This window comes from Dactylosporangium thailandense, assembly GCF_059739745.1.
Window position 1 is genome coordinate 6,205,648 of the sequence record NZ_AP029195.1, and the last position, 12,665, is coordinate 6,218,312.

General features: G+C 70.6%; 8 protein-coding genes and 1 pseudogene. 6 read left to right on the forward strand and 3 right to left on the reverse strand.

What is annotated here, in order from left to right; genetic code table 11:
- Window positions 1–11 precede the first annotated feature (11 nt).
- Window positions 12–3,617, forward strand: coding sequence for a PxKF domain-containing protein (locus AC6JBM_RS27225; RefSeq protein WP_497976901.1), 3,606 nt, complete (start codon window positions 12–14; stop codon window positions 3,615–3,617).
- 78 nt (window positions 3,618–3,695) lie between these two features.
- Here AC6JBM_RS27225 and AC6JBM_RS27230 read toward each other — a convergent pair whose 3' ends face one another.
- A complete protein-coding gene (locus AC6JBM_RS27230) occupies window positions 3,696–4,373 on the reverse strand; it encodes an alpha/beta fold hydrolase (protein ID WP_497976902.1) in 678 nt (225 codons plus the stop codon).
- A gap of 52 nt (window positions 4,374–4,425) precedes the next feature.
- Here AC6JBM_RS27230 and AC6JBM_RS27235 point away from each other — a divergent pair, with 52 nt between their 5' ends.
- The 4 genes and pseudogenes from AC6JBM_RS27235 (at window position 4,426) to AC6JBM_RS27250 (ending at window position 7,570) form a co-directional block, all read left to right on the forward strand.
- The gene (locus AC6JBM_RS27235) at window positions 4,426–5,046 is read left to right on the forward strand and encodes a winged helix-turn-helix transcriptional regulator (protein WP_497976903.1); all 621 of its coding nucleotides are present in this window, start codon (window positions 4,426–4,428) and stop codon (window positions 5,044–5,046) included.
- Window positions 5,047–5,173: 127 nt separating this feature from the next.
- Window positions 5,174–6,011: pseudogene (locus tag AC6JBM_RS27240) on the forward strand (ABC transporter ATP-binding protein).
- Window positions 6,008–6,769 carry an ABC transporter permease gene (locus AC6JBM_RS27245; RefSeq protein ID WP_497976904.1) on the forward strand — a complete coding sequence of 254 codons (762 nt, stop codon included), beginning with the start codon at window positions 6,008–6,010 and terminating at the stop codon, window positions 6,767–6,769. The pseudogene AC6JBM_RS27240 and the gene AC6JBM_RS27245 overlap by 4 nt, the downstream one beginning before the upstream one ends.
- A 30-nt stretch (window positions 6,770–6,799) precedes the next feature.
- Entirely contained in the window at window positions 6,800–7,570 is a 771-nt protein-coding gene (locus tag AC6JBM_RS27250; protein WP_497976905.1) for a MerR family transcriptional regulator, read from the forward strand.
- A gap of 95 nt (window positions 7,571–7,665) precedes the next feature.
- Here the strand turns inward: AC6JBM_RS27250 and AC6JBM_RS27255 are convergent, their stop codons facing one another.
- The gene (locus tag AC6JBM_RS27255) at window positions 7,666–10,107 is read right to left on the reverse strand and encodes an alpha/beta hydrolase family protein (RefSeq protein WP_497976906.1); all 2,442 of its coding nucleotides are present in this window, start codon (window positions 10,105–10,107) and stop codon (window positions 7,666–7,668) included.
- Between the two features lie 495 nt (window positions 10,108–10,602).
- Here AC6JBM_RS27255 and AC6JBM_RS27260 point away from each other — a divergent pair, with 495 nt between their 5' ends.
- Window positions 10,603–11,754 (forward strand): condensation domain-containing protein, encoded by a 1,152-nt coding sequence (locus tag AC6JBM_RS27260; protein WP_497976907.1) that lies wholly within the window; start codon window positions 10,603–10,605, stop codon window positions 11,752–11,754.
- A gap of 3 nt (window positions 11,755–11,757) precedes the next feature.
- Here the strand turns inward: AC6JBM_RS27260 and AC6JBM_RS27265 are convergent, their stop codons facing one another.
- Entirely contained in the window at window positions 11,758–12,651 is an 894-nt protein-coding gene (locus tag AC6JBM_RS27265) for an ADP-ribosylglycohydrolase family protein (protein ID WP_350612869.1), read from the reverse strand.
- Window positions 12,652–12,665 lie beyond the last annotated feature (14 nt).

Genomic DNA, 12,665 nt, shown 5'->3' on the forward strand with positions numbered 1-12,665 from the left:
AAGGATGAGCCATGAACATCCTGAGAGGGATGGTGTCGTCCCTGTGTGCCGCCGCGCTGGTACTCGCGGCACCGGCCTGCGTCGCGTTCGCATCACCCGCAATCGATGCCCAGCCCGCCAATCTCCTCGCGGGCGACATGGACACCGAGTTCAACGGCCCGACCAGCCCGCTCTCGATCGCCAGCGCGACCAGCGGAGCCGGGCAGCAGATCGTCAGCGTCAACGGCAACAGCGCCCTCGAGCTGCGTGACTCAGCGCTGGGGGCGGCAAACCCCAGCTACTTCTACCGCCGCTTCTCCACCGGTGCGCTCATCGACGCGGTCAACGCCGTGTACAAGCAGCCGGTCGGCAGTCCCGCCAGGCAGTTCAGCCTGTCGTTCGACCTCAAGCGCAGTGCGGCAAGCGACCAGCCGGTCGCGAAGGACATCTTCGCGCAGATCGCGTTCGGCAACTATGACAACAAGCTGGTGCCCCGGTTCCCGGTGCCGCCGCAGCTGACCCTCACCACCACCGCCGCGTACAAGAACACCTCCGGTGCCTTGTCCCGGGTCAGCGACGCCGACATCCCGCAGTACACGTTCACCGTTGTGCCCAACGGGGGGCAGCGTCTCATCACCACGGTCGAGCTCGGCTGGCAGGTCCGGGTCAACACCACCGGCACCGACGAGGCGATCGTGGTCGACAACCCCTCGGTCGTCGAACTGCCCGATCCGGTCATCGACGATCAGCCGCCGACCGTACCGACCGGGCTGGCCAAGGGGCAGGTGTCCGAAACCAGCGCCTCCTTGACGTGGACGCCGTCAACCGACAACTTCGGCGTGACGGGCTACGACGTCTACCGCGACGGCTACCTGGTCACGTCCACCACAGGTGCCACCACGCTGGCGGTCGTCGGCAACCTCGTGCCGTCCACGACCTATCAGTTCACGGTGCGGGCCAGGGACGCCAGCGGGAATGTCAGCGCGCCCAGCGCCCCGCTGGCCATGACCACCAGCCCGCACGTACCCACCGCGCCCGCACCGTACCCCGGCGACCAGCGGAGCCGGTCGCAGTGGCTGTGGGACAAGACGAAGGCGATGTTGGAGGAGGAAGGAGCCATCAACACCGCGTCGTACGTGGCGCAGCTCGGGGACCACGAGAACGTGGCCACGAACCTCGGCAAGCTCGACAGGCTGTACCAGCTCTACGACGCCGAGCAGTACAAGACCCTGTCAAAGATGTACGGGTATCTCATGGTCGGCGACCAGTACAGCCCGACGATGGTCACCCATGTACGGAGCTACTTCGCCCAGTACGCCTACGGGCCGCTCCCGCAGACCGAGAACCTGCGGATGAGCAACTACGTCACCGGATACCTCGTCGGCCAGTACCTCCCCGACGTGTCCGATCTCAAGGGCAACTCCGGCGACCAGCTGAAGTCCATCAACAAGGCCGCCATCCTCGCGATGATCGACGCCGGCGTGCACCGTGGCTGGGCAGAGTACGAGAGCAGCGAGTACACCTTCATGACGTACTTCGGGCTCAACGCCGTCTACCAGTGGGCCGACGACCCCGAGCTGGTGCAGAAGGCCAAGATGGCCATGGACGTCATGTGGTTCGAGTGGGCCAACGACTGGATCGACGGCTACCGGGTCTCCACGGAGAGCCGGGCCAAGGGCGACTCGACCCTCGCCGACGACCCGACCTGGCGCGCCGCCAGCCATTCGACCCTCGCCTGGACGTACTTCGGCGCCTTCCGGGCGCAGCAGGGCGTCGGCGAGTCGGACAACCTGGCTCCGTCGGCCTACCGCCCGGATCTGGAGTACACCGGCCTGGTGGCCTGGCCGGGGATGAAGTACACGCCGCCGCCGCTGGCCGTGCAGCTCGGCCAGACGACCGGCAAGTCCTACACCTCGTACAAGGCGAACCTGCAGAACTCGAGCGGTCGCGCGATGGACATCTACCGGACGACCTACGTCCGCCCCACCTGGGGGCTGGGCACCGAGGTGCAGTACCGCAGGGTCGACAACTGGCTCGAAGACATGCCGATGGTGCTGCGCTGGCACTCCGGCGCCCCGCAGTCGGTGTTCCGCGTGTCGATCGACGTGGGCAACGCCCCGATCGGGACCTACGACGATCCGGCCCAGCACCGGGTGATGCAGGACGGTCCCGCGGCCGTGGGCGTCTTCAAGTCGGCCGGGGACCCGACCGAGAACTACCTCAACGCGCTGTTCCCCGACACCGGCTCGATCGTCGAGCGGCGCGACATCGGCGGGTGGTCGATCGTCAACACCGGGACCTCCTACTTCGCCTTCAAGATGGCGCAGCCCGGGACCTGGTACCACCAGACGCCGAGCGACCCGTCGAACAAGGTGAAGACGACGGCGCAGAACCACCCGACGGCGACGCTCACCTACAGCTACGACATCCTGCGCAGCCAGGCCGACCGCAACGGCTGGGTGCTGGATACCGCGGACAAGTCCGAGTACGCCGACCTCGACGCCTTCGCGACCGCGGTCACCACGAAGACGAGCCTGGACACCAGCCATGTCGGCGACGAAAATCCGCGCCTGGTGTACCACGGCATCCACGGCGGCACGCTCGACATCACTTACGACAGCCCCGCCCAGGCCCCGGGGGCCACGCACCTGATCAACGGCACCCCGATCGGTTACGACTCGTTCAAGCTGTTCGACACTCCGTGGCTGCAGCAGGACAAGCTGGGCGCCACCTTCACCGCGTCGGTGGGCGGCGAAGGCGTCGTCTACGACTTCGATCGGTGGACGGTGACCCCGGTCTCGAAGGACGAGGTGCCCCCGACGACCGCTCTGGCCTGGTCGCCCGGGCAGCCGAACGGCAACGACGGCTGGTTCACGACGGCCCCGTCCTTCACGCTCGACGCCAAGGACGACGTCGCCACGGCCGGCACGCAGTACCGGATCGACGGCGGCGACTGGACGGCCTACCCGGGCTCGCCGGTCACGATCGACGTCCAGGGGACCCATCAGGTCGACTACCGCTCGACCGACACCGCGGGCAACGTCGAGGCGACGAAGTCGGCCACGGTCAAGGTCGACACGGTCGCGCCGGCGGTGATGTTCTCCGCCACCATCGGCGAGGTGTACTTCGGCGCGGTCCCGGCCGCCCCGGTGTGCACCGCGATCGACCGCGCCTCCGGCCCGGCCGGCTGCGCCGTCACCGGCTACAGCACCGCCGTCGGCACGCACACCCTGACCGCGACGGCGACCGACCTGGCGGGCAACGTGACCGCGATCGAGCACACGTACACGGTGCTGCCGTGGACGGTGCGGGGCTTCTACCGCCCGGTCGAGATGGGCGGCGTGGCCAACACGGTCAAGGGCGGCAGCACGGTGCCGATGAAGTTCCAGGTGTACTCCGGCACCACCGAGCTGACCGACCCGGCCATGGTCACGATGAGCGCCCGGAAGGTGACCTGCGACGACGGCGCGCCGACGGCCGAGATCGAGACGCTCGCCACCGGTGCCACGACGCTGCACTACGCCGACGGCCAGTTCCAGTACAACTGGAAGACCCCGGCCACCCCCGGCGCCTGCTACGCGGTGACCGCCACGGCCCGGGACGGGTCGAGCATCACCGCCCTGTTCAAACTCCGGTGACACCGCACTGACACACACGGAGGGGCTGCTTCCCGCAGCCCCTCCGTGGCCGCGCTACCCGGGCGCGAATTGCCCGTGCTAGACCGCGAGAAGTGCGGCGGCCACGGTTTCGGGGTGGGCCAGGGCGATCAGGTGCCCGCCCGGCAGCACGGTCACCGGCAGGTCCAGCCGCTCGCGGGCCACCCGCACCTGCAGGTCGGCGGGGAACAGGCGGTCGTCGGCGCCGGCGAGCACCGTGGTCGGGACGTCCGGCCAGGCGTTCAGCAGCCAGGGCTGGCCGAACGGGGTGTCGGCCTGCTCCTTGCCGCCGCTCATGGCCTGCTCGGTGACGTCCGCGGGCACGTCGTGCAAGAAGATCTCCCGCAGGTCGAACTCGGCGTCGGGGTCACGGCCCTGCTCCATCGCGTAGGCGCGGGCCGCGTCGCCCTGGCCGACGTTGTCCCACCAGGCGCCGCCGGTCTCGCCGGGCCGCGGGACCATCGCGTTGACCAGGACGATGTGCCGGGCGCCGAGGCGCTGGGCCACGACCGGCGCGGTGAAGCCGCCCATCGACTGGCCGACGACCACCAGCTCGCCGGGGTCGGGCGGGAGCGTGTCGATGACGGCCTTCGCGTACTCCTCCCAGCCGGCCGCCGGGTCGTCGCCGGGGATCTCGACCGCGACGGCCCGGTGCCCGGCCGCCTCGAGGATGGGCTGGACGCGATGCCAGTACCAGGCGTCGCCGCCAGCCCCCGGGATCAGCGCGTAAGTGCTCATGGTGTGAATTTAGCACCATGTAGTGCGGCTTTACTACCGTATGATGGTCGGCATGCGACGCGTCTACGACGATCCGTGCGGCATCGCCCGCGCGCTCAACCTGGTCGGCGAACGCTGGGCGCTGCTCGTCGTGCGAGAGCTGATGCTCGGCCCGAAGCGCTTCACCGACCTGCGCCGTGGCCTGCCCGGGGCCAGCCAGAGCGTGCTCACGCAGCGGCTCGGCGAGCTCGAGGAGGCCGGCGTGCTGACCCGGCGGCGGCTCGGCCCGCCGGTGGGCGCGGCCGTCTACGAGCTGACCGAGCAGGGCCGGGCGCTGGACCCGGTCCTGCTCGCCCTGTCGAGCTGGGGCAGCCGCCGCCCGCTGACGTCGGACGAGGAGCTCAGCGTCGACGCACTCGTCATGGCGATGCGCAGCACGTTCGCCGGCCACGACGGCGACCTCACGATCGTCCTCACCATCGACGGCGACGAGCTCACCGCCGAGGTCCGCGGCGGGCGGCTGACGATCGCTCGGCGTACCGCTGCGGAAGCCGACGCGGCGATCAGCAGCACGGCCTCGCGGCTGCGCGCGGCGCTCTTCACCGGCGCCGCGCTCGACGACGACGAGGTGCGCGGCGACCCCTCCACGGCGGCGGCCTTCCTGCGCCTGTTCCCCCGCCCCACGGCCGGCTGAGCTGCGCGCAGGAAGGGCCAGGCTGACGCCGAGCCCCGCACATTGACGCCGCCTCCGGGAGCGTGACCAGACTGCCCACTCCCGAGGGCTTGACCTTGACGCAGCGTCAACCCTGCATGCTGGCGCCATGTCCAGAGATTCCCAGATGACAACCGAGCAGGTCCGCGGACCCGCGATCCACGTGCGGGGTCTTGAGAAGTCGTACAGGGAACTGCAGGTGCTGCGCGGTGTGGACTTCGACGTGGCCCGGGGTCACATCTTCGCCCTGCTCGGCTCCAACGGGGCGGGTAAGACCACGGTGGTCAGGATCCTGTCCACGTTGGTGAAGGCAGACGCGGGGACGGCCAATGTCAACGGCTTCGATGTCGTCACGCAAGCGGCGAACGTGCGTGCGTCCATGAGCCTGACGGGGCAGTTCGCGGCCGTCGACGAGATCCTCACCGGGCGGGAGAACCTGGTGCTCATCGCCCGGTTGCGGCACCTGAAGGACCCCGCTCGGATCGCGGATGCTCTGCTGGCCCGCTTCGGGCTGACCGACGCGTCCGAGCGCAAGGTGTCGACCTACTCCGGTGGCATGCGTCGCCGCCTGGACATCGCCATGAGCCTCATCGGGAACCCGCCGGTGATCTTCCTCGATGAACCGACCACGGGGCTCGACCCGCAAGGTCGGGCCGAGGTGTGGAACAGCGTCAAGACGCTCGCCGGACAGGGTACGACGGTGCTACTCACCACCCAGCACCTGGATGAGGCCGAACAGCTCGCCGACCGGATCGCGATCCTCCACAAGGGACGCATCATCGCGAACGGCACCCTCGTCGAGCTGAGGCGGCTGCTCCCGCCCGCCAAGGTCGAGTACGTCGAACAACAACCGAGCCTCGAGGACGTCTTCCTCGCCATCGTCGGTGACAAGGGCATCGGCAGCAAGGCCGGCGCGGCCGGCACGAACAGCTGAGGACTCACGATGACCAAGCATTGGTTCGGCGACACCGCCATCCTGCTGGGGCGGTCCCTGCGCCACATCAGCCGCAGCCCGGATACCATCATCACGACCGCGTTCATGCCGATCGCGTTCATGCTGCTGTTCGTCTACGTGTTCGGCGGCGCGATCCAGACCGGATCGGGCAGGTACGTGAACTACCTGCTGCCCGGCATCCTGCTCATCACGGTCGCCTCGGGTGTCTCCTACACCGCGTTCCGGCTCTTCCTCGACATGAAGGGCGGCATCTTCGAGCGGTTCCAGTCCCTGCCGATCGCACGCTCGTCCGTGCTGTGGGCGCACGTACTGACCTCACTGGTCGCCAACGTGGTCTCGCTCGCAGTCGTTGTGCTGGTCGCCCTCCTCATCGGCTTCCGCTCACCGGCCGGCGCGCTGGCCTGGCTCGCGGTCGCCGGCATCCTGGTGCTGTTCACGCTCGCCCTGACCTGGCTCGCCGTCATTCCCGGCCTGACCGCGAACTCCGTGGACGGCGCGAGCGCGTTCTCCTACCCGCTCGTCTTCCTGCCGTTCATCAGCTCCGCCTTCGTACCGACCGACAGCATGCCCGGCCCGGTGCGTGCCTTCGCCGAGCACCAGCCGGTGACATCCATCGTCAACACGATCCGCGACCTGTTCGCTCAACAGCAGATCAGCGGCCAGCTCTGGACGGCGCTCGCCTGGTGTGTCGGCCTGCTCAGCGTCGCGTACGCCCTCGCCATAGCCATCTACCGCCGCAAGATCAGTTGAGGGAGCGTCACCATCGGGCAGGCTGAAGCAATGCTGACGATCGGACAGCTGGCGGCCTACGCCGGGGTGACCATCCGCGCGGTGCGGCACTACCACCAGATCGGACTGCTCCCAGAACCGGACCGCGATCCCTCCGGGTACCGCACGTACGACGCTGCCGCGGTCGTGCGGCTCATCCGGATCCGCACCCTGGCCCAGGCGGGCGTCCCGCTGGCCCGGGTCCGCGGACTGCTCGACGCCGACCCGGAGACATTCGCCGCCGCAATCACCGAGATCGACCGGCAGCTGCGTGCGCAGATCCGCGCCCTGCGGGAGCACCGCCGGCGAATCGCGCAGCTGGGCTCCGGTGATTCGTTGGCCGTTCCGCAAGAGGTGGTCGACTACCTGGACCGCCTGCGTGCCATCGGAGCGCCGGACGCGGCCATCGACGGCGAGCGAGACGCCTGGATCCTGATGGCGGCGCGCTACCCCGAAACGATCCCGGCGGTCATGGCTCACAAGGTGGCCCAACTTGCCGATCCGAACAGCATCCGGCTCTACCGGCTCATCGGTCGCATCGCCGAGAACTGGCAGGACGAGGAACTCCTGCGCGAAGCAGCCGACCTTGTGAGCGAGCTCAACGAGAAGGCGAGGATCAGCGGGCAGCTCGATCGGCAGGGCGATCTCATGCTCGACGAGGCGTTCATCCGCCTGATGGACTCCTTCGCCGATCGTGCCCACCCCGTCGTCGCGCGGCTGCGGGAACTCATCGCCGAGCGTGGTTGGACCGGGTGGACTCGCTTCGAAAAACGCGAGCCCTGAATCGTCAAACCACGCACGCGTCTGCGTGGTTGCCTGAGCCAGCCACGGACGGGGGCGCGACCGGCGGTGTCGCCGGCCACGCCCCCTCGTGTGGTTCAGGCGGTGTCGTCGTCCAGCACCGTCAGCCACGCGAAGCCGTCACCGATCACGGCGCCGGTGGGTGCCGAGATGGTGATCTTGTACCGCAGCGATGCGGTGTTGACGACCGTGTTGCCGACGATCGGCACCTCGACCGTCGCGGCGGTCGCGCCCTTGGGCAGCGTGACCGGGAACGACCCGAGCGCCACCTGCCCCGCCGTGGCGGACCCGCTCGCCGCCGTCTGCACCTGGATCGTCGCGTCCTGCTTGAGCTTGCCGCTCAGGGTCAGCCGCATCGTCGCGACGCCCGGGCCGTTGCCCTCCCGTACCGTCGCGTCGGCGATGCTGACCTGCACGGCCGGGGTGGCGACGCCGCCGCCGACGCCGGGCGTGTCGAACGCGACGTCGGACAGGTACGCGCCACCCGTCGCGGTGGCCGGGCGCACGCTGAGGGAGCGGACGTTGCGCAGGTTCACGCCGGACAGCGAGGCGAGCGGCACCCGGACGGTACGCAACCAGGTCTTGCCCAGCAGGTTGATGCCGTTCGTGGTGTTCGTCGACGACGGGAAGCGGGTGAGCGCCGGGCTGACGTCCCCGACGCGCACGGTCGCCGAGCCGCCGTCGCGGTCCACCAGCGTGACGTCGAGGTCGACGTCGCCGTCCGCCGAGTCGTCGCGGGCGACCCGGAAGGTCAGCGCGTCGTACTTCGTGATGTTCGCCTCGGCCGGCCCGAGGGCCACCCGCACCTCGGGGTTCACCGAGGACGCGCTCCACTGCAGCCGCAGCAGCGGGCTGATCGGCACCGACGGGGCGAACGTCGCCGGCGTCCAGTGCGGGACCTTGGACGTCGCGGTGGTCGACGAGCACGGCGTGTCGCCGGGCCGCACGCGCGCCGCCACGCTGTAGCAGTACGCGCCCAGGTCGAAGCCGGAGATCGAGACGTTGCCGGCCGCGCGCTCCAGCGGGGCGAGGTCCAGCCGGCGCGAACCGGGCTGCTGCGCCTGCGCGTACACCACGGCGCGACCGGTCGAGGGGACGGTGCCGTTCGTGCCGTCGAAGAGCGGCAGGAACGCCGTCTCCCCGCCCTGCACGAGCCGGAAGAAGCCGGCCATGTACGCGGTGCCGACGGCGCGCTGCTCGGCGCTCGTCAGCCGGGTCGGGGCGCTGCTGCCGCAGACCCCGTCGGCGGAGGCCGACCAATCGTCGCTCGAAGGCGCGACGGAAACGCCCGGCGTCCACTCGGTGTTGAAGAAGTTGTGGTCGGCTCCCATGACCATGAGGGAGGAGCGCAGCACGTCGTCCCGCACCGAGTAGCGGGTGTCGTCGTAGAAGTGCTGCCCCTGCTGGTTGGAGACGTCGCCGTCGCAGTACGGCAGCATCACCAGCATCGGCACGTCGGGCAGCGTCGGGCGGCCGAAGTCGACCGGGGCGAGCGGCAGGACGGCGCGGATGCCGTAGGGGTGCGCCCGGTCGGCGTTGAGCAGCGCGGCCTCGACCACGCCCTCACCGCCCCGCGAGTGCCCCATCAGGCCGACGTTGGTCAGGTCCAGCCGACCGGCCAGCGGGTGCTTGGCCGGGCCGGTTTCGGCGTTCCATTTCGCGAGCAGGTCGAGGTGGTCCATGACCAGCTGACCGCGGGCCAGGGCGCCGTTGTCGTCGGTGAAGCTCGCGTCCTTGGCGTTGATGCCGTCTGCGCTGACGGACACGACGACGTACCCGTGCGTCGCCAGGGCCTGCGCGGTCTCCGTGTAGCCGAGGTAACTGTCGATGGGCTGGAAGCCCGTCGCGCACGGCCAGTTGGTGTTGTTGGTCTGCCGGGTGGCCGGGTTGTAGCACGCCGAGTGCCGGCCGTGCAGGAAGATCACGACCGGACGGGCGCCCTTCGCCCCGGCCGGCGCGTAGACCGCGGCGCGGAGCTCGACGGGCAGGTCACTGAGGCCGGACAGGGTCGTGGCGGTGTCGCCGAGGTCGTAGTCGAGCCGCTCTACCTGGAACGGCCCCGGCTGGGCGGGGTCGGTGTACAGCTGCTTGCGGGCCAGCCCCTTCGGGGTGGTGGGCGCGGCGGCGGACTTCGGCGGCGCCGCCTGGGAGCCGGGCACCACGCCGTTCCAGGCGACGTCGACACGCTTGGCGCCGGCCACGCTGCTGTCGGTGGTCTCCACGGTGATGGTGAGACCGTCGGCGGACTCCTTGGCGGCACCGATGACGCGTCCGTCGACGGCGAGCTCCGGCACCGCGTCGCGGACCGGCAGCGGCTCGGCGAGGTGCAGCGACACCCGTGCGCCGCCGTCCGCGAGATTCTCGACGGTGAAGCCGTTGCTGTTCACGGTCTCGTCGCCGGGTTCGGCGCCGGCGGGCGTGACCATGAGACCGGATGCGGCGATGCAGCCGGCGAGGATCGCGACCGGGACCGCGGCCGCCAGTCGGCGTCGACCCGGTGACGGGGCGAAACGAAACATATGCGCTCTCCTTCACGCACTGAAATGCGTCAGTGCGCGGAGGAACGTACGAATGCGGTGTTCCAGAATGCCGCCACCGATGCTACGGAACGATTACCGAAGGGCACGGAATTGTTTCCAGGACCCAGCATTGGGAAATGGCCGGATGGCGAAAAGCCAGGTGCCACGGCTTTTCGAGAAAGGGTGCGAGTCCACGCACGGCATTTCGTCCGACTTGCCGAAAATCGGCGTGGCCAGGCTCGGAAGAATGCCTCAGGCGGGTAACGCAGATGCCGTGCGTTCCGCCTCTTATGGCGACCCTGTCGCATTGACCGGGCGTGGCGGTGCATGTCGGGCCGAAGGCGAACCGTCAGCCGAGCGCGCTCCACCGCGGCGTGGTCCTCGCCTACGAGTCCGGCCTGGTGCGCCCGGCCACCTGAGAACCCTCGAACGTATCGACCGAATTCGCTCGCCGCAAGGCTTGTCGCGAGGGTCCACGGTGCCGACCCTGTGCGGATGTCTTCTCGCATCGCGGTGCCGTTCTCGGGCGCCGGATCCGGTTCGTCCGCCCTGACCTGGGGGCAGCGGGCCATGCTGCAGGCCATGGCACGGGAGCGCTCGTGGCTGCCGATGGGCGGGCACCGGCCCGTCGCGGCCGGTACGACCGTCGCGGACGTGGTGGCGCAGCTGCGGTACACGATGGAACGCTGGACGTCGATGCGCACCCGCATCGACGGCGGCCGCCAGCAGGTCGCCGCGGACGGGGTCGCCGTGCTCGAGGTCTTCCCCGACGGCGGAGTGGAGGCCGCCGCGGCCGTCGAGGCCGGGTACCGCGCGGCCGCGCCCGACCTCGCCGCCGACTGGCCCCTGCGCATGGCGGTGATCTGCGACCGGGGCCGGCCGGCGCACCTGGTCGCGGTGATGCCGCACCTGGTCACGGACGGGCTGGGCGCGGCCGTCATGCTCGGCGAGTCGGCCCGCCGCGTCGCGTCGCCGCCGGCGGGCCCGCAGCCGCTGGACATCGCGGCCTGGCAGGCGTCGCCGCCGGGCGAACGACAGCACGCGGCGGCCCGGCGCCACTGGGACCGCCACGCCGACGGCCTGGTGCCGTTCACGAGCCGCGCGATGCTGCAGCGGTACCAGCGATGCCTGCACGACTCCGCCCGCCTGTCGGCCCGCCTGCCCGGGGCCGCCGCCCGGCTGGGCACCGACGAGTCGACGGTGCTGCTCGCGGCGTACTTCGCGGCCCTGGCCCGGGTGACGGGCCGCGCGACGATCGCGGTCCGGCAGGTGGTGTCCAACCGGTTCCGCAGTGGACTGTCCGATGTGGTCACGCCGCTGACCCAGTTCGGCCTGTACGCGCTGGAGGTGCCCCCGTCGTTCCCGGACGCGGTGGCCGCGGTGGCCCGGGCCGCCCTCCCGGCCCGCAAGTACGCCTACTACGACCCGGACCGGGTGCCGTCCCCGCCGACCCCCTGCTTCAACGACCGTCGCGCGCTCGCGCTCACCGACCCGCCGTCCGCGGCTCCTCCGGGCCCGACCGAGCCCCTGTTCCTGCACGTGGACAGCGTGCCCGGGGCCGTGCGGCTGCTCTTCGACGTGGACACGGCCTGTTTCGCACCCGGTACCGTCGCGGCGATCGCCCGGGAGATGGAGTCGATGGTCTGACGGTCAGGCCGCATTCTCGATGTGCGGCAGCGGCTCGCGCTGGGCCAGCCACAGCGGCGGAATCCCGGCCCGGCCCGTGTACGCGGCCACGATCCCGCCGACGATCGCGCCCGTGGTGTCGACGTCGCCGCCGGCCTCGACGCACGCCCGGATCGCCGCCGGGTAGTCGTCGAGCCGGGTCGCGGCCACCCACAGCGCGAACGGCACCGTGTCCTGCGCGAGCACCTGCGAGCCGTTGCCGAGCTCGTAGGCCGCCTCGGCCACGCTCGCCCCGAGCAGCCGCCGGGCCCGGCGCACGCCGGTGAGGACGGCGCCGTCGACGAGGTACCCGGCCACGGCGTCGAGCAGCTCCCGCGGCTCGGGCCGGTTGCGCACGAGCCGGGCCCATCCCGCCTCGGCGGCCGCGACGGCGACGGCGACCGCGCCGAGTATCCCCTCGGCGTGCGCGTGCGTGACCTCGGCCGAGCGCATCGCCTCCAGCGCCGCCGTGCGCGCGTCCCCGGCGTGCAACGCCCCGAGCGGCGCGACCCGCATCGCCGCCCCGTTGCCCATCGAGCCCTGCCCGCCGAACGCGTCCCTGGCCACGTCCCGCCACGGCTCGCCCTCGCGGATGCGGCGCAGGATCACCACGGCGCCGCCGCCGTAGCCGCGGTAGGGCTCGAACCGGTCCGCGAAGGCCCGCGCCAGGCGGTCCTGGTCGACGGCGCCGTCCTGGATCAGCTGCGCCGCGAGCACGCTCGCCATCTCGGTGTCGTCGGTCCACGGCCACGATCCCGCGGGGGCCGTGCCGTCGAGGAGGTCGTCGAAGGTCGTACCGGGAACGAAGAACTGTGCCCCAAGGGCGTCTCCCACACTCAGCCCGTCCAGGCTGTCACGCAAGCATCCGAAGTCGGTCATCGGGAAAAATTGTC